We start from the raw sequence: 17,840 nt of genomic DNA on the forward strand, positions 1-17,840 counted from the left end.
GTGGACCTGCTCACCGTCATCTGGTCCGCGGTCATCGTCCTGTCGGCGATTGCCCTGGCCTGGATGACCGGCCTGATCCTCATGCGGATCGTCCACGCGAGCCGAGCCGCGCGCAGGCTTCATGACCGCCGCCAGGTCGAGGCCGCCTTGATCGGGGTGATCCAGGGACGAAGCGACATTGGGGCGGCCTTCGCGCCTTACCGTGGCCGGGCGCGCCTGCTCGCCGAGACGCTCCTGGACTTCATGAGCCTGGTCCGCGGCGAGGACCGGCACATCGTGGTCAGCGCGCTGGAGCACATGGGGCCGACCGCACGCTCCGAGCGCGGCTGAACCGCGGCTCGGTGGCCGGCCGCCTCGCGGCCGTGGAGGCGCTCGGCGCGTTCCCGGGGCCGGAGACCCAGTTCGCCCTAATCCGCGCCGCCGCCCGGGGCTCGCCGGCGGTGCGGCTCGCCGCCCTGCGTTCCCTCTGGCAGGCCGGCGGCGAGGTCGGCGTCGACCAGCTCGTCGGCGAGTTGGAGCGCGGCGCCCTTCCGCCCTCCGGCGCGCTCGCCGATCTCCTGCGGCTGGTCACCGAGGCCGACCCGGCCGCCGCCATCGCGGCCCTGGAGGCGCCCGGCCGTAGCGCCGTTGCGCGCGTGCTTCTGTCCCAGGCCCTCGGCGCGGCCGGCGCCTACGCCGCGATCCCGGCGCTCACGCGGCAGGCCGGCGCCCGCGAGCCGGATGTGCGGACCGCCGCCGTCGAGGCCCTGGGCCGCCTGATGCATCCGGCGGCCGAGCCGATCCTCCGCGACGCGCTCGGCGACGAGGCCTGGGAAGTGCGGTCCGCGGCCGCCAACGCGGTGGGAGACGCCCGGCTGGCCAGCCTCGTCGACCCCCTGGCCGGCCGGCTGGCGGACCCGGTCTGGCAGGTCCGCCATCAGGCCGCCGCCGCGCTCGTCAAGCTCGGGGCCCCGGGGATCGCCCGCCTGGAAGAGACCGCACGCTCGGCCGACGATCTCGCCCGGCGCGCCGCCGCCCTCGTGCTGGAGGGCGTCGCCTGATGGACTTCGACCCCACGATCCTTGCCGCCTGGCTGACGCGCTTCGCCCAGTCCATCGCCTGGTTCGTGATTGCGGCCGGTCTGTTCCAGAACGCCTTCCACGTCTGGCAGCTCGTCCTCGCCGGCCGGGCGCTTCGCCGCGACCGCGGGATCGCCGAGGGCCGGCAGCTCTGGCGACGCTATGCCGAGACCGCGCCGCCCATCGCCCTGCTGGTGCCGGCCTATGGCGAAGAGCTGACGATCGTCGAGAGCGTGCGCTCTCTGCTCTCGCTGCAGTACCCCGCCTTCGAGGTGGTGGTCGTCAACGACGGCTCGAAGGACCGCACGCTGGAGGCCCTGATCGAGGCGTTCGAGCTGGAGCCCGTCGAGCGCGACTACGAGTTGATCGCGCCCTGCGCCCGGATCCGCGGCCTCTACGCTACCTCCCGCCAGCCGAAGCTGCTGGTGGTCGACAAGGAGAACGGCGGAAAGGCGGACGCGCTGAACGCCGCCCTGAACCTCTCCCGCGCCTCCGTTGTCTGCTCGATGGACGCCGACAGCCTCCTCGAGCCCGACGCCCTGCTGCGCGCCGTGCGCCCGTTCGTGGAGGACCCGGAGCGGGTGGTCGCCGCCGGCGGCTCGATCCGCATCGCCAACGGCTGCGAGATCAGCCACGGGCGGGTCGCCCGGGTCGGCGTGCCGAGGAACTTCCTGGCCCTTCTGCAGACCATCGAATATCTGCGCGCCTTCCTGATGGCCCGGATCGCCTGGAGCGAGCTCGGGACCCTCCTGATCATCTCCGGCGCCTTCGGCCTCTTCCGGCGCGACGCGGTGCTGGCGGTCGGCGGATACAGCCTGGGGACGGTCGGCGAGGACATGGAGCTGGTGGTCAAGCTCCACCGCCATTTCCGCGAACAGAAGCGGCCCTATCGGGTGGTCTTCCTGCCCGAGCCTGTCTGCTGGACGGAATGCCCCGAGGACCTGGGCGTGCTCGGGCGGCAGAGGGCGCGCTGGCACCGCGGCGCCCTGGAGACCTTCGAGCGGCACCGCGACATGCTGTTCAATCCCCGCTACGGCCGGGTCGGCGGGCTGGGCTTCGGCTACATCCTCCTGGTCGACGTGCTCGGGCCCTTCATCGAGCTGGCCGGCTATGTGCTGATCCCGGCCTTCTGGCTGTTGGGCGTCCTGAACACCGACTACCTCTACGCCTTCCTGGCCATGAGCTTCGGATTCGGCGTCGTACTCAGCATCGGCGCCCTGGCCCTGGAGGAGATGGAGATCCGACGCTTCCCCGGACGTGAGAAGCCTGGCCCTGCTGATGGCGGCCGGGATGGTCGAGAACTTCGGCTACCGGCAGCTCAACAACGTCTGGCGGCTGCGCGGGACGTGGCAGTACCTGACCAAGCAGCATGGCTGGGGAACCATGACCCGGCGGGGCTTCCGCAAGGCCGCCATCTGATCCTTCGAAGGCGGCGGCAACAGGGCGGGCTCACGTCTCCGGGAACGGTTCTTGCCGGCTTTGCGTGATCCGAAGGCGAAACTCGCCTGGACACGGACTTGTTAGAAAAATCTTCCACCGTTGCAGGTTTTCGCCCATCGACAGGGGCTGATCTTGCCGGGTAAATCGCGGGAAGAGCACGTCACGGCCCCCCTCAAGGGTGGAGGTCCGGCCGCGTTTCGGCGTGCGTGGTGGGGAAGAAGATGGCGTTGCCTGAACGGCAAGGATTGTACGATCCGGCGAACGAGCACGATGCGTGTGGCGTGGGGTTCGTGGCCAACATCAAGGGCCGCAAGTCTCACGAGGTGATCGAGGCCGGGCTGCAGATCCTGGTCAACCTCGACCACCGCGGCGCCGTGGGCGCCGACCCGCTGGTCGGCGACGGCGCCGGCATCCTGATCCAGATTCCGGACGCCCTCTACCGCGCCTGGGCCGCCGGGGAAGGGATCAACCTGCCGCCGGCCGGCGAGTACGCCGTCGCCATGTGCTTCCTGCCCGGGGACGACGCCGCGCGGAACGCCGCGGTCGAGCAGTTCGAGCACTTCCTGCGCGTGGAAAAGCAGCCGCTGATCGGCTGGCGCGACGTCCCGACCAACACCGAGGGCCTGGGCGAGGCGGTGCTGGCCTCCATGCCGGTGATCCGCCAGGCCTTCATCGGGCGGGGGCCCAAGGTGAAGGATCAGGACGCCCACGAGCGGAAGCTGCTCGCCGTCCGCAAGCAGACGCAGAACCCGCTGCGCGAGCTCGCGGAGAAGCGCGGCCTGCCGGGCGTCACCGAATTCTACATGCCGTCCCTGTCCACCCGGACGGTAGTCTACAAGGGCCTGCTGCTCGCCGACCAGGTGGGAACGTTCTACCAGGACCTGCAGGACGAGCGCACCGAGAGCGCGCTGGCGCTCGTGCACCAGCGGTTCTCGACCAACACCTTCCCGTCCTGGCGCCTCGCGCACCCCTACCGGTTCATCGCCCACAACGGCGAGATCAACACGGTCCGCGGCAACGTGAACTGGATGAACTCGCGCCGGCGGACGCTGGAGAGCGATCTCCTCGGGCCCGACCTCAACAAGATGTGGCCGCTGATCCCGCACGGCCAGTCGGACACCGCCTGCCTCGACAATGCGCTCGAGCTGCTGGTCGCCGGAGGCTATCCGCTGGCCCACGCCATGATGATGCTGATTCCGGAGGCCTGGGCCGGCAATCCGCTGATGAGCAAGGAGCGTCGCGCGTTCTACGAGTACCACGCCGCCCTGATGGAGCCCTGGGACGGGCCCGCCGCCGTGGCCTTCACCGACGGCCGCCAGATCGGCGCGACGCTCGACCGCAACGGCCTGCGTCCCGCCCGGATCATGATCACCGACCAGGACCATGTGATCATGGCCTCGGAATCCGGCGTGCTGGAGGTCCCCGAGGCGCGCATCGTCCGCAAGTGGCGCCTGCAGCCCGGCAAGATGCTGCTCATCGATATGGAAGAGGGCCGCATCGTCGAGGACGAGGAGCTGAAGCGCAGCCCTCGCCGAGGCCGCGCCCTACGAGGAGTGGCTCACCGAGACCCAGTTCAAGCTGGAGGAACTGTCGCTGCCCGAGCCGCCGCCGGCCGCGGTCCCGAACGATCCCGACGCGCTTCTCGATCGCCAGCAGGCGTTCGGCTACACCGAGGAGGATCTGAAGTTCTTCCTGGAGCCGATGGCGCGGGCCGGAGACGATCCCGTGGGCTCCATGGGCTCGGACACCCCGATCGCCGTGCTCTCGAAGCGGCCGAAGCTGCTCTACGAGTACTTCAAGCAGAACTTCGCCCAGGTCACCAATCCGCCGATCGACCCGATCCGCGAGGAGCTGGTGATGAGCCTGGTCTCGATGATCGGGCCGCGGCCGAACCTGCTGGGCCGCCAGGCCGGCACCCACAAGCGCCTCGAGGTCTCCCAGCCGATCCTCACCGACGAGGACCTCGCCAAGATCCGCTCGGTGGAGGAATTGCTGGACGGCTCGTTCCGCACCGCCACGCTGGACGCCACCTGGCCGGCGGAGGAGGGCGCGGAGGGCCTCGAGGGCGCCCCCTGACCAAGCTCTGCTGGGACGCGGTGGACGCGGTCCTGCTGGATCACAACATCCTGGTGATCTCGGACCGGGCGGCCTCGGCCGACCGCATCCCGATCCCGGCGGCGCTGGCCACCGCCGCCGTCCACCACCACCTGATCAGCCGCGGCCTGCGGATGCAGACCGGCCTCGTCATCGAGACCGGCGAGGCGCGCGAGGTGCACCACTTCTGCGTCCTGGCCGGCTACGGCGCGGAGGCGGTGAACCCCTATCTCGCCTTCCAGACCCTGGAGCAGATCCGCCAGCGCCACGACCTGCCGGTCTCGGCCTACGAGGCGCGGAAGAACTACATCAAGGCCATCGGCAAGGGCGTGCTGAAGGTGATGTCCAAGATGGGCATCTCCACCTACCAGTCCTACTGCGGCGCCCAGATCTTCGACGCCGTCGGCCTCTCGTCGAAGCTGGTGGACAAGTACTTCACCGGCACCGCCACGACGATCGAGGGCATCGGCCTGGCCGAGATCGCCGAGGAGAGCGTGCGGCGGCACAGGGACGCCTACAGCGACGATCCGGTGCTGAAGTCGATGCTCGATGTCGGCGGCCAGTACGCCTGGCGCCTGCGCGGCGAGGCGCACGCCTGGACACCGGAGTCGGTCTCGAAGCTGCAGCACGCGGTGCGCGGCAACCTGCCGGACGAATACCGGGCCTTCGCCGCTTCGATCAACGAGCAGTCCGAACGCCTGCTGACCATCCGCGGCCTCATGCGGTTCAAGCCGGCCGACCGGCCGATCCCGCTGGACGAGGTCGAGCCCGCGTCCGAGATCGTCAAGCGCTTCGCTACCGGGGCCATGTCGTTCGGTTCGATCAGCCGCGAGGCGCACACCAACCTCGCCATCGCCATGAACCGGATGGGCGCGCGGTCGAACACCGGCGAAGGCGGGGAGGAGTCCGACCGCTTCCGGCCCCTGCCGAACGGCGACAGCATGCGTTCGGCGATCAAGCAGGTGGCGTCCGGCCGCTTCGGGGTGACCGCCGAGTACCTGGTCAACGCCGACGACATCCAGATCAAGATGGCCCAGGGCGCAAAGCCCGGGGAGGGCGGCCAGCTGCCCGGCCACAAGGTGGACAAGAACATCGCCCGGGTCCGGCACTCGACGCCGGGCGTCGGCCTGATCAGCCCTCCGCCGCACCACGACATCTATTCGATCGAGGACCTGGCCCAGCTCATCCACGACCTGAAGAACGTGAACCCGGGTGCGCGCATCTCGGTGAAGCTGGTCTCGGAAGTGGGCGTCGGCACCGTCGCGGCGGGCGTCGCCAAGGCGCGCGCCGACCATGTGACCATCTCCGGCTTCGAGGGCGGCACGGGCGCCTCGCCGCTGACCTCCCTGACCCACGCGGGCTCGCCCTGGGAGATCGGCCTGGCCGAGACCCAGCAGACCCTGCTGCTGAACGGCCTTCGGACGCGCATCGCCGTGCAGGTGGACGGCGGCCTGCGCACCGGCCGCGACGTGGCGATCGGGGCGCTGCTGGGGGCCGACGAGTTCGGCTTCGCCACTGCGCCGCTGATCGCGTCCGGCTGCATCATGATGCGCAAGTGCCACCTGAACACCTGCCCGGTGGGCGTGGCCACCCAGGACCCGGTGCTGCGCGCGCGCTTCACCGGCCAGCCCGAGCACGTGATCAACTACTTCTTCTTCGTGGCCGAGGAGCTGCGGGAGATCATGGCCGAGCTGGGCTTCCGCACGCTCAACGAGATGATCGGCCGCGTCGACCGCCTCGACATGAGCCCGGCGCTCGACCACTGGAAAGCCCACGGCGTGGACCTGTCGCGGATCCTCTACGCCGCGCCGGCCCAGGGGCAGCCGGGCCTGTGGAACCAGGACCGCCAGGACCACGGCCTTGGCAAGGCCCTGGATCACACCTTCATCCGCGATGCGCAGGCGGCGCTGGAGACGGGGGAGCCGGTTCGGGGCGAGTACCAGATCCGCAATATCAACCGGACCGCCGGCGCGATGCTGTCGGGCGAGGTGGCGAAGCGCTACGGCCATGCCGGCCTGCCCGAGGACACCATCTCCCTGAAGCTGACGGGCGTGGCGGGGCAGAGCTTCGGCGCCTTCCTGGCCCGCGGGGTGACGCTGGAGCTGGTCGGCGACGCCAACGACTATGTGGGCAAGGGCCTCTCCGGCGGCCGGGTGGTCGTGCGCCAGCCCGCCGAGGCGACGCGCGAGCCGACCCGCAACATCATCGTCGGCAACACGGTGCTCTACGGGGCGATCGCGGGCGAGGCCTATTTCGAGGGCGTGGCCGGCGAGCGCTTCGCGGTCCGGAACTCCGGCGCGGTGGCCGTCGTGGAGGGCGTGGGCGACCACGGCTGTGAGTACATGACCGGCGGCGTGGTCGTGGTGCTGGGCGACACCGGCCGCAACTTCGCGGCCGGGATGAGCGGCGGCGTGGCCTATGTCTACGACCCCGAGGGCCGGTTCTCGGAGCTTTGCAACACCGCCATGGTGGCGCTGGAGCGCGTGGAGCCGGCCGGACCGGTCTCCGCCGCGGACGAGCCGTTCCGGCCCAGCCAGCGGTCGCTGTCGGTGGAGAACAACGGCATGGGCGACATGCTGCGGTTCGACGCCGAACGGCTGCGCATCCTGATCGAGCGCCACCGGCTGCACACCGGCAGCAAGCGGGCGGCTGAGATCCTGGAAAACTGGGACGACGCCGTCCGGGCCTTCGTGAAGGTCATGCCGACCGACTATCGCCGTGCGCTGCTCGACCTGGCGGCCGAGCGCGAGGCCGTCCCCGTCGTGGCCGCCGAGTAACCGAGAAAGTCCGGAGAATACCCATGGGCAAGCCCACCGGCTTCCTCGAGATCGACCGCAGCGACCGCGGCTACGAAGCGCCGAAGGAGCGCCTGAAGCACTGGCGCGAGTTCGTGAACCCGCTGCCCGAAGGCGAGCTGCGCAGGCAGGCCTCGCGCTGCATGGATTGCGGGATCCCGTTCTGTCACCAGGGCTGTCCGGTCAACAACCAGATCCCCGACTTCAACGAGCTGGTCCACCGCGACCACTGGAAGGCGGCGCTGGAGAACCTCCAGTCGACCAACAACTTCCCTGAGTTCACCGGCCGTGTGTGCCCGGCGCCCTGCGAGGCGTCCTGCACCCTGAACATCCCGGACACGCCCGTCACCATCAAGACCATCGAGTGCCAGATCATCGACCGCGGCTGGGACGAAGGCTGGGTGAAGCCTGAGCCGTCGCCGCGCGGCACCGGCAAGCGCGTGGCGGTGGTGGGCTCCGGGCCCGCCGGCCTCGCCTGCGCCCAGCAGCTGGCCCGCGCCGGCCACGCCCCGACCGTCTTCGAGAAGAGCGACCGGATCGGCGGCCTGCTGCGCTACGGCATCCCCGACTTCAAGATGGAGAAGCACCTCATCGACCGGCGGGTCCGGCAGATGGAGGTGGAGGGCGTGATCTTCCGCACCAACTTCGAGGTCGGCCGCGACGTCACCGTGGAGCGCCTGCTCGACGACTACGACGTGATGGTCTTCGCCGGCGGCGCAGAGAATCCGCGCGACCTGCCCGTGCCCGGCCGGGACCTGGACGGCGTCCACTTCGCCATGGAGTTCCTGGTCCAGCAGAACAAGCGCAACGCCGGCGACGAGGAGGAGATCGCGGCGCCGGGCGGGACGATCAGCGCCAAGGGCAAGCACGTCGTCGTCATCGGCGGCGGCGACACCGGCTCGGACTGCATAGGCACGTCCAACCGGCACGGCGCGGCCTCGGTGGTCCAGCTCGAGATCATGCCGATGCCGCCCGAGAAGGAGGACAAGGCGCTCACCTGGCCGGACTGGCCGCTGAAGCTCCGCACCTCGTCCAGCCACCTGGAGGGCTGCGAGCGCGACTTCGCCGTCACGACGAAGCGGCTGATCGGCGAGGATGGCCGCGTCACCGCCATCGAGTGCGCCAGGATAGAGTGGGTCCCGGGGCCGGATGGCCGGCTGCAGATGCGGGAGATCGAGGGCTCGACGTTCGAACTGCAGGCCGACCTCGTCCTGCTGGCCATGGGCTTCGTGGGCCCGCGCCACCCGGGCCTGATCGAGCAGGCCGGGGTCGAGCTCGACCCGCGAGGCAACGTGCGGGCGAACGTCGTCGACTACCGGACCTCGGCGCAGAACATCTTCACCTGCGGCGACATGCGCCGCGGCCAGTCCCTGGTGGTCTGGGCGATCCGTGAGGGCCGTCAGTGCGCCCGGGCGGTCGACGAATACCTGATGGGGGCCACGCGGCTGCCGCGCTAGGCCTGCCTGATCGCCTTCACGAGCTTGGCCGCGCGGTCGGTCCAGCGGTGCTCGGCCGTGGCCTTCTTCGCGCCGGCCCGGGCGATGCCGGCGGCGCGGGGCTCGTCGGCGGCGAGGGCGGCGAGCTTCGCCGGCGCCTCGTCCATCTTAGGCCAGGCGAAGGTCTCCAGCTCGCGACCTTCCTTGAAGGCGTCCGCATAATACTTTGTGGAATCTGAGAAAACCGCTGCTCCGGCGCACATGGCCGTGAACACCCGCTCATGGCCGCCGGCCAGGAAGCCGTTGTTGATGTTGAGGACGACCTTCGTCCGGCGGAGCAGCCCCAGCGTCTCCTCGAACGAGCCCACGCCGCCGTAGCGGAACGAGGGATAGCGCTCCGCCAGCGGCTCCCAGCCGTGGCCTCGGACGTCGATCGGCACGCCCGCCTTGCCCAGCGTCTGCAGCAGCCGGTCACGGTGATAGGCCTCGGCGAAGGCCTGGCCGGCGTGGAGGATGGGGGCGAGGCTCTGCAGGTATTCGGCCGTCAGCTCGCCGCCCAGCGCGTGCAGGGCGGACTTGAGCGCGTCCATGAGCGGCAGGCGGGCGTCGGCGGCCATCCGTTCGGCCACCCCGGCCATGATGGTGGGGGCGGGACCCTGCGGCCATTCCGTCCAGGGCGTCGGCGCAGCGCCACGATAGGTGCCCGTGAAAAGCACGCCGATGTCGCGCCGGGCGTAGGCCTCGTCCGACAGGTCGACCGGATCCGGCAGCTCGTTGGCGCCCGGCGGCAGGAAGCCCAGGTGCGCGAAGGCGCCGCGCCTGGCCCAGGCGGTCATGAACTGCACGTGGGTGCGGTCGAGGAAGAAGACCAGGTGCTTGGCGATCGGGTTCGACAGCCGCTGCAGATGGTAGGTCGGATGATCCACGTAGAGCGAGGCGTAGGGCTTGCCCAGGTGGTCGTAGGCGGAACGGTCGCCCAGCCTGATGTCGGAGCCGACGCCGGAGATGCCGAAGAAGGCGTCCGGCGGGTCGGCGATGGCCGCGCGGATCGGCTCGTTGGCGTCGGGCGCCATCAGGTCGAGGATGCGCACGTCGTGGCCGAGACCGGTTAGCGCCTGCGCCAGCTGGTCGATGTGCAGCCGTAGGGAGCCGTACTGCCCCTGGCCCTTGTAGAGCGCGAACCTCACGCCGCTACAGTCGGGCGATTCCTACACCTCGTAGAGGGCGAACTCGACGCCAACGTCGCGGTTCAGCACCGGGCGGGCGACGTTATAGACCGGCACGCCGCGGGCGGTGCGGCCTTGATAGGCGCCGCGGTGGGCGTGGCCGTGGAGCGCCAGCTTCACGCCGTCGAACCGGTCGATGGTCTCGCCCATCCGCGCCGAGCCCAGGAAGGGGAAGATCTCCGGCGGCTCACCCTCGACCGTGTCCTGCACCGGCGAATAGTGGGTGACCACGACGATCCGCTCGGTCCGGAGCATCCGGATGGAGCTCTCGAGCTTCAGATTCTCGTCCACCGAGGCCTGGACGAAGGTCTTGATCTCGGGCTCGCCGAAGGCGCTCAGCATGTAGCGGCCGAATCCGCCGATGAAGCCCTTGCAGCCGGCGAAGCCGACGCCCTCGATTTCATAGGCCTCGCCGTCGAGGATCCGCATGCCGGCGTCGTGCAGGATGCGGGCGACCTCCTGCGGCTGGCCGCATTCGTAGTCGTGGTTGCCCAGGACGCCGACCACCGGGATCGTGCAGGCCTGCAGGTCTTCGGCGAGAATCTCCACCTCGGGGGTCTTGCCGTAGTTGGTCAGGTCGCCGCAGAGCACCAGGACGTCGGCGGCGTCGCTGATCCTGGCGAACAGCTCACGGTAAGGCGCCTGGTGGTTCTCCCCCACGTGCAGGTCGCCGATGGCGGCCACCCTGAGCTTGCCGTTCGAGGGCGTTCCCGGAAGCGGCGGGGCGTCAGGCGATAGGCTCATGGCGCTCCTCCAGTCCCTTGCCGACCACGTCGGCGAAGCCCCACTCGGTGATGTCGGTGACGTAGTCGCGGGGGCTGAACAACCGGCCCCGGCACACCTTCACCCGCGCCGGCGGCAGGCCGACCTGGGCTTTCAGCCGGCTGGTCAGCTCTTCCATGACCCAGGTGGGGATGGCGTCGCGCTCGGTGGGGTAGATGAAGCGGAAGTTCAGGAGGTGGGTGAGCAGGACCTCCCAGTAGGGCTCCATGTAGCGGAGCAGCCGGATCCAATCGATCCGCTCGCCGGCCCGGAGGATCACATGGGCCACGTCCGCCCCGTCGTAGCGGTAGCGGTCCTGGATGAACATCTTCGAGACCACGAGCTCGGTGGGCGGCGTGATCATCGCCTCGGCGCCGTAGACGACGATCGTGTCGTTCTCCCGGAACCACTCGTCGGTGATCGGGGCCGTGCCGTTCGACATGGCGAAGATCACGTCGAAGAAGTGGTTGTCCTGCCAGACCTTGGCTATCCAGCGCTCGTCCTCGACGTCGGTGCGGTAACCGCGCTCCTGGAAGTAGGCGAGGATCTTCGGATAGTCGCCGGCCTTGCAGAAGACATCGAGGTCCTTCGTCGGGCGAACGATCCCGGTGTAGGCGGTCACCGCATAGGTGCCGGACAGCAGGAACGGAATCCCGGACTCCGTCAGGAGCCTGAGGCTCTCGGCGTAGAAGGCTTCCGCCTCGGGCGGGGGCTCGAAGGCCGAGGCGTCATAGGCTTGCGACATGCGTCCCTGGGGTCGGATGGATGGGCGGGGCGCGGGCGCCCCTGCCCCAAACGGCAGCCTCTGCCGGCGGTTCCGGTCATGCCGCGCCGCCGGCCCACGGCGCCGCTGAGACCCGTTCCCGCCACGATCGTCTGCAACTCTCGCGGCAAGGTTGAACAGTTCGCGGGGTCTCCGGCGCGTTCCAGCTTAGCAGTTGAAGTCAAAAGGGTTTTGGGTCATCCTCGCTGCTGTCCCGCCGTTTGGCCGCCTCGCCGACATGACGTAGCCGGACGGTCCCCAAATTATTTTCAGTCAAGCTGGAACCTCCCCAGGCGTTTGCTCGTTCGGCCCAAAGGGCGGGGGTGTGTCTTGCTTCCGGTCCCAGCGCGTTCGCGCTGGGCCGGGCGCAAAGCATGTCCCTCGCGAGCACTGTCAGCGCCTCCGGGGGATCCATGGCCGCGTCCGTCTCCACCAAGCCGAAATCGGCGAAGTCGTCCGTCAAATCCAGCGAGGCGCCCTTCGACACGGGCGAGCTCGTTTCGGCGCTCCGGGCGTTCCGGCGCGGCGACTTCTCGGTCCGGCTGCCGCGCGGCCTGACGGGCGTCGCCGGCGAGATCGCCGAGGCGTTCAACGACGTGGTCGAGCTCAACGACCGCATGACCAAGGAATTCGAGCGGCTCGGCGAGACCGTGGGCCGCCAGGGCAAGATCAACCACCGGGCCAAGCTGCCGGCCGCCCAGGGGTCGTGGGCCGCCTCGGTGGACGCGGTGAACACCCTGATCGCCGACATGGTCCACCCGACCGCCGAAATGGCCCGCGTGATCGGCGCGGTGGCCAAGGGCGACCTTTCCCAGACCATGGACCTCGAGAACGAGGAGCGGCCGCTGCGCGGCGAGTTCCTGCGCATCGGCAAGGTCGTGAACACCATGGTGGGCCAGCTCGGCTCCTTCGCCTCGGAAGTGACCCGCGTGGCCCGGGAAGTGGGCACCGAGGGCAAGCTGGGCGGCCAGGCGCAGGTGCGCGGCGTGGCCGGCACCTGGAAGGACCTCACCGACAACGTGAACTTCATGGCCGCGAACCTGACCGGCCAGGTGCGGAACATCGCCGAGGTGACCACCGCCGTGGCCAACGGCGACCTCTCGCGCAAGATCACCGTGGACGTGAAGGGCGAGGTGCTGGAGCTGAAGAACACCATCAACACGATGGTGGACCAGCTGAACGCCTTCGCCTCGGAAGTGACCCGGGTGGCCCGCGAAGTGGGTACGGAAGGCAAGCTGGGCGGCCAGGCCCAGGTGAAGGGCGTCGCCGGCACCTGGAAGGACCTCACCGACAACGTGAACCTGATGGCCGCCAACCTGACCGGCCAGGTCCGTAACATCGCCGAGGTGACCACCGCCGTGGCGCGCGGCGACCTTTCAAGAAGATCACCGTGGACGTGCGCGGCGAGATCCTCGAGCTGAAGAACACCATCAACACCATGGTGGACCAGCTGAACGCCTTCTCGTCGGAAGTGACGCGCGTGGCGCGCGAAGTCGGCACCGAGGGCAAGCTGGGCGGCCAGGCTCGAGTGGAGGGCGTGACCGGCGCCCTGGAAGGACCTGACCGACAACGTGAACTTCATGGCCGCCAACCTGACGGGTCAGGTGCGGAACATCGCCGAGGTGACGACCGCCGTGGCCAACGGCGACCTGTCCAAGAAGATCACCGTGGACGTGAAGGGCGAGATCCTGGAGCTGAAGAACACCATCAACACCATGGTGGACCAGCTGAACGCCTTCGCGAGCGAAGTGACCCGCGTGGCGCGGGAAGTGGGTACGGAAGGCAAGCTGGGCGGCCAGGCGAACGTGAAGGGCGTCGGCGGCACCTGGAAGGACCTCACCGACAACGTGAACCTGATGGCCGCCAACCTGACGGGTCAGGTGCGGAACATCGCCGAGGTGACGACCGCGGTGGCCATGGGCGACCTGTCCAAGAAGATCACCGTGGACGTGCGCGGCGAGATCCTCGAGCTGAAGAACACCATCAACACCATGGTGGACCAGCTCAACTCGTTCTCGTCGGAAGTGACCCGGGTGGCCCGCGAAGTGGGCACCGAGGGCAAGCTGGGCGGCCAGGCCCAGGTGAAGGGCGTCGCCGGCACCTGGAAGGACCTCACCGACAACGTGAACATGATGGCGAACAACCTCACCGGCCAGGTGCGGAACATCGCCGAGGTGACGACCGCCGTGGCCAACGGCGACCTGTCGAAGAAGATCACCGTGGACGTGAAGGGCGAGATCCTCGAGCTGAAGAACACCATCAACACCATGGTGGACCAGCTGAACGCCTTCGCCTCGGAAGTGACCCGCGTGGCGCGCGAAGTGGGTACGGAAGGCAAGCTCGGCGGCCAGGCCCAGGTGAAGGGCGTCGCCGGCACCTGGAAGGACCTCACCGACAACGTGAACTTCATGGCCGCCAACCTGACCGGCCAGGTGCGGAACATCGCCGAAGTGACCACCGCGGTGGCCATGGGCGACCTGTCCAAGAAGATCACCGTGGACGTGCGCGGCGAGATCCTCGAGCTGAAGAACACCATCAACACCATGGTGGACCAGCTGAACTCCTTCGCCTCGGAAGTGACCCGGGTGGCGCGGGAAGTGGGTACGGAAGGCAAGCTGGGCGGTCAGGCCCAGGTGAAGGGCGTCGCCGGCACCTGGAAGGACCTCACCGACAACGTGAACCTGATGGCCGCCAACCTGACCGGCCAGGTCCGCAACATCGCCGACGTGACGACCGCGGTGGCGAAGGGCGACCTTTCCAAGAAGATCACCGTGGACGTGCGCGGCGAGATCCTCGAACTGAAGAACACCATCAACACCATGGTGGACCAGCTGAACTCCTTCGCCTCGGAAGTGACCCGGGTGGCGCGTGAAGTGGGTACCGAAGGCAAGCTCGGCGGTCAGGCGCAGGTGCCCGGCGTCGCCGGCACCTGGAAGGACCTCACCGACAACGTGAACATGATGGCCAACAACCTGACCGGTCAGGTGCGGAACATCGCCGACGTCGTGACCGCGGTGGCCATGGGCGACCTGAAGCGGAAGCTGACGCTGGACGCCAAGGGCGAGATCGCGGCGCTCGCCGACACCATCAACGGGATGATCGAAACCCTGGCCACCTTCGCCGACCAGGTGACCAACGTGGCCCGCGAGGTGGGTTCGGAAGGCAAGCTCGGCGGCCAGGCCCGGGTGCCCGGCGCGGCCGGCCTGTGGCGCGACCTGACCGACAACGTGAACGAACTGGCCGCCAACCTGACCACCCAGGTGCGCGCCATCGCCGAGGTGTCCACCGCCGTGACCAAGGGCGACCTGACGCGGTCGATCACCGTGGAAGCGTCGGGCGAGGTGGAAGAGCTGAAGAACAACATCAACGAGATGATCCGGAACCTGAAGGATCAGACGTTGAAGAACACCGAGCAGGACTGGCTGAAGACCAACCTCGCCCGGTTCACCCGGATGCTGCAGGGCGAGCGGGACCTCTCGACCGTGTCGAACCTGGTGCTGTCGGAGCTGGCGCCGCTGATCAACGCCCAGCACGCCGTGTTCTACGTCACCGACCGCGACGACGACGGCCAGATGGTCCTGAACCTCGCGGCCTCCTACGCCTTCAACAACCGCAAGCACCTGGCCAGCCAGTTCAAGCTGCGCGAGGGGCTGATCGGCCAGTGCGCGTACGAGAAGTCGCGCATCCTGCTGACCAACGTTCCGAAGGACTACGTCCAGGTCTCGTCGGGCCTCGGCGAAGCGCCGCCGGCCAACATCATCGTCCTGCCGGCGCTCTTCGAAGGCGAGGTAAAGGCGGTGATCGAGCTCGCCACGTTCGGCGAGTTCAACGAGACCCAGCAGCAGTTCCTCGACCAGCTGATGGAATCCATCGGCATCGTGCTGAACACCATCGCCGCCAACATGCGGACCGAGGGCCTGCTGAAGCAGTCGCAGCTCCTGACCTCCGAGCTGCAGGCCCAGCAGGAAGAGCTGAAGAAGACCAACGACCGGCTGGAACAGCAGGCCGCGTCCCTCCGCCAGTCGGAGGAGCTGCTGCGCACCAAGCAGGAGGAACTGCAGCAGACCAACGCCGAGCTGCAGGAGAAGGCGCACCTGCTGTCCGTCCAGAACCAGCAGGTGGAAGCCAAGAACCGGGAGGTGGAGCAGGCGAAGCTGGCCCTCGAGGAGAAGGCCGAGCAGCTCGCTCTGACCTCGAAGTACAAGTCGGAGTTCCTGGCCAATATGAGCCACGAGCTTCGGACGCCGCTGAACTCGCTGCTGATCCTGTCGAAGCTGCTGGCCGACAACGGCCAGGGCAACCTGACCGACAAGCAGGTGGAGTTCGCCCGCAACATCCACGACGCGGGCACCGACCTGCTCGGCCTGATCAACGACATCCTCGACCTGTCGAAGATCGAGTCCGGCACGGTCACGCTCGACATCGGCGAGATGTCCTTCGCCAGCCTGCGCGACCAGGTCGACCGGACCTTCTCGCAGCTCGCGGCGGACAAGAAGCTCGACTTCCAGGTCGAGCTGGACCCGGCGCTGGCGCGCTCGATGTACACCGACGACAAGCGCCTGCAGCAGATCATCAAGAACCTGCTCTCGAACGCCTTCAAGTTCACCGAGAAGGGCCATGTGAAGCTGAAGGTCGGCCGCGCCAACGGCGGCTGGAACGCCACCAACGATCACCTCAACACCGCCGGCCAGGTGCTCGCCTTCCAGGTCGAGGACACCGGCATCGGCATCCCCGAGGACAAGCAGCGGATCATCTTCGAGGCCTTCCAGCAGGCCGACGGCACGACCAGCCGCAAGTACGGCGGCACGGGCCTGGGGCTCTCGATCAGCCGCGAGATCACCCGCCTGCTCGGCGGCGAACTGAAGGTCGAATCCAAGCCCGGCAAGGGCTCGACCTTCACGCTCTTCCTGCCGCTGAACTTCAGCCCGGCGGCTCAGCAGCCGCTGCCGACGCGCTCCATGGGCATGCCGCTGCCGCGCCCGATGCTGATGTCTTCGGCGTTCTCGGACGAGCCGGTGGAAGCCGTGGCCGACGACCGCGACAGCGTCCGTTCGGGCGACTCGGTGGTGCTGATCGTCGAGGACGATCCGCGCTTCGCCTCGATCCTGCTCAGCCTCGTGCACGAGAGCGGATTCAAGGGTGTGGTTACGGGCGAGGGGGCCGCGGCGCCGTCGCTGGCCCGCCGCTTCGGGCCCGACGCCATCATGCTCGACATCGGCCTGCCCGACATGGACGGCCTGGCGCTGCTCGACCTCCTGAAGCGCACGCCTGAGACCCGGCACATCCCCGTGCATGTGATCTCGGCGGACGACCAGAAGGGCCTCGGCCTCTCCATGGGCGCCTTCGGCTTCACCCACAAGCCGGTGGAGCGCGAGGTCGTGGTGTCGACGCTGCAGGGCGTGAAGACCTTCGTCGAGAAGGCGGAGCGCCGGATCGTGCTGGTCGGCTCGGAGGGCGAGGCGGCCGAGACGCTCCGCCAGTGCTTCACCGACGTGGAGGTCGTCGCCGACCTCGGCGAGGTGCTGGCCCGGAAGGAAGCCGACCGTCCCGATGGCCTGATGATCGAGGCGGCGGCCATGCCGATCCAGGCGCTGGTGGAACAGCTCAAGCAGTCGGATGGCCGGATGGTCCCGGCGGTGGTCTATGCGCCCGCCGAGCTGGAATCCGAGGACGACCGCCGGCTGCGGCTCGCGGTGTTCGGCGGCCTCGTTCGCCTCGCGCGGACCAGCGACCAGCTCATCGACCAGGCCAGCCTGATGCTGCACGAGCCGGTGGACCGTCTCTCGGCTCCGGCCAAGGCGAAGCTCAGCCAGTCGAAGCACGACGATGCGGTGCTGACCGGCCGCAAGGTGGTTGTGATCGATGACGACATCCGCAACATCTTCTCGCTGGCCTCGGCCCTCGAGGAGTACGGTATCGAGTTGAGCTACGCCGAAAGCGGCCGGGCCGGGCTCGAGGTGCTCGACGCCAAGCCGGACGTGGACGTTGTGCTGGTGGACATCATGATGCCCGATATGGACGGCTACGAGACCATCCGCGAGATTCGCTCGCGGCCGGGCCTCAGCGACCTGCCGATCGTCGCGGTGACGGCCAAGGCGATGAAGGGAGACCGTCAGAAGTGCATTCAGGCTGGCGCCTCGGACTACGTGTCGAAGCCGGTGGACATCGACCACCTGGTGTCGGTGCTGCGCGTCTCCATCCAGCGCGCCGACGCCATGAAGCTGGCCAGCGACACGGTCATTTCGCTGATGCCGCAAGCGAGCTGA

At 68.6% G+C, this 17,840-nt stretch carries 10 protein-coding genes and 2 pseudogenes; 9 read left to right on the forward strand and 3 right to left on the reverse strand.

Annotation, left to right across the window (positions count from 1 at the left end; all coding sequences use genetic code 11):
* The 7 genes and pseudogenes from LRS04_RS16620 to LRS04_RS16640 all read left to right on the forward strand — a co-directional run bounded on the left by LRS04_RS16620 (nt 1) and on the right by LRS04_RS16640 (nt 8,844).
* Nucleotides 1-330, forward strand: a complete 330-nt coding sequence (locus tag LRS04_RS16620; protein ID WP_257817301.1) for a hypothetical protein — start codon at nt 1-3, stop codon at nt 328-330.
* A gap of 11 nt (nt 331-341) precedes the next feature.
* Nucleotides 342-1,040, forward strand: a complete 699-nt coding sequence (locus LRS04_RS16625) for a HEAT repeat domain-containing protein (RefSeq protein WP_257817302.1) — start codon at nt 342-344, stop codon at nt 1,038-1,040.
* Entirely contained in the window at nt 1,040-2,545 is a 1,506-nt protein-coding gene (locus LRS04_RS16630; RefSeq protein WP_257817303.1) for a glycosyltransferase family 2 protein, read from the forward strand. Before LRS04_RS16625 ends, LRS04_RS16630 begins: the two co-directional genes overlap by 1 nt.
* A 174-nt stretch (nt 2,546-2,719) precedes the next feature.
* Nucleotides 2,720-4,012: pseudogene (locus tag LRS04_RS28175) on the forward strand (glutamate synthase subunit alpha); the annotation flags it as partial.
* A 187-nt stretch (nt 4,013-4,199) separates the two neighbouring features.
* A complete protein-coding gene (locus LRS04_RS28180; RefSeq protein ID WP_374577232.1) occupies nt 4,200-4,574 on the forward strand; it encodes a glutamate synthase central domain-containing protein in 375 nt (124 codons plus the stop codon).
* A gap of 8 nt (nt 4,575-4,582) precedes the next feature.
* A pseudogene (gene gltB, locus LRS04_RS28185) lies at nt 4,583-7,369 on the forward strand (glutamate synthase large subunit); the annotation flags it as partial.
* Between the two features lie 23 nt (nt 7,370-7,392).
* The gene (locus LRS04_RS16640) at nt 7,393-8,844 is read left to right on the forward strand and encodes a glutamate synthase subunit beta (protein WP_257817305.1); all 1,452 of its coding nucleotides are present in this window, start codon (nt 7,393-7,395) and stop codon (nt 8,842-8,844) included.
* On the opposite strand, the gene LRS04_RS16645 is transcribed toward LRS04_RS16640, so the two are convergent.
* From LRS04_RS16645 to LRS04_RS16655, 3 genes are read right to left on the reverse strand one after another with little or no spacing between them, the layout of a single operon-like run.
* Nucleotides 8,841-10,010: a glycosyltransferase gene (locus LRS04_RS16645; RefSeq protein ID WP_257817306.1), complete on the reverse strand. Its 1,170-nt coding sequence runs from the start codon at nt 10,008-10,010 to the stop codon at nt 8,841-8,843. The two genes, LRS04_RS16640 and LRS04_RS16645, sit on opposite strands and share 4 nt — an antisense overlap.
* Nucleotides 10,011-10,031: 21 nt before the next feature.
* Nucleotides 10,032-10,793, reverse strand: coding sequence for a metallophosphoesterase (locus LRS04_RS16650; protein WP_257817307.1), 762 nt, complete (start codon nt 10,791-10,793; stop codon nt 10,032-10,034).
* Entirely contained in the window at nt 10,777-11,556 is a 780-nt protein-coding gene (locus tag LRS04_RS16655) for a nucleotidyltransferase family protein (RefSeq protein ID WP_257817308.1), read from the reverse strand. The genes LRS04_RS16650 and LRS04_RS16655 overlap by 17 nt, the downstream gene beginning before the upstream one ends.
* 431 nt (nt 11,557-11,987) lie before the next feature.
* Between LRS04_RS16655 and LRS04_RS16660 the strand changes: the two genes are divergently transcribed.
* Together LRS04_RS16660 and LRS04_RS16665 are read left to right on the forward strand one after the other, a co-directional pair.
* A complete protein-coding gene (locus LRS04_RS16660) occupies nt 11,988-12,995 on the forward strand; it encodes a HAMP domain-containing protein (RefSeq protein ID WP_257817309.1) in 1,008 nt (335 codons plus the stop codon).
* Between the two features lie 159 nt (nt 12,996-13,154).
* Nucleotides 13,155-17,840, forward strand: a complete 4,686-nt coding sequence (locus tag LRS04_RS16665; RefSeq protein ID WP_374576595.1) for a HAMP domain-containing protein — start codon at nt 13,155-13,157, stop codon at nt 17,838-17,840.

It is taken from the genome of Phenylobacterium sp. J367 (genome assembly GCF_024699985.1).
Taxonomy (GTDB): domain Bacteria; phylum Pseudomonadota; class Alphaproteobacteria; order Caulobacterales; family Caulobacteraceae; genus Phenylobacterium.

Bases quoted from the DNA above. Each gene is read 5' to 3' on its own strand.
- LRS04_RS16630 (WP_257817303.1), top strand. From the start codon at position 1,040: ATGGACTTCGACCCCACGATCCTTGCCGCCTGGCTGACGCGCTTCGCC.
- LRS04_RS28180 (WP_374577232.1), top strand. From the start codon at position 4,200: ATGGCGCGGGCCGGAGACGATCCCGTGGGCTCCATGGGCTCGGACACC.
- LRS04_RS16640 (WP_257817305.1), top strand. From the start codon at position 7,393: ATGGGCAAGCCCACCGGCTTCCTCGAGATCGACCGCAGCGACCGCGGC.
- LRS04_RS16650 (WP_257817307.1), bottom strand. From the start codon at position 10,793: ATGAGCCTATCGCCTGACGCCCCGCCGCTTCCGGGAACGCCCTCGAAC.
- LRS04_RS16655 (WP_257817308.1), bottom strand. From the start codon at position 11,556: ATGTCGCAAGCCTATGACGCCTCGGCCTTCGAGCCCCCGCCCGAGGCG.
- LRS04_RS16660 (WP_257817309.1), top strand. From the start codon at position 11,988: ATGGCCGCGTCCGTCTCCACCAAGCCGAAATCGGCGAAGTCGTCCGTC.
- LRS04_RS16665 (WP_374576595.1), top strand. From the start codon at position 13,155: ATGGCCGCCAACCTGACGGGTCAGGTGCGGAACATCGCCGAGGTGACG.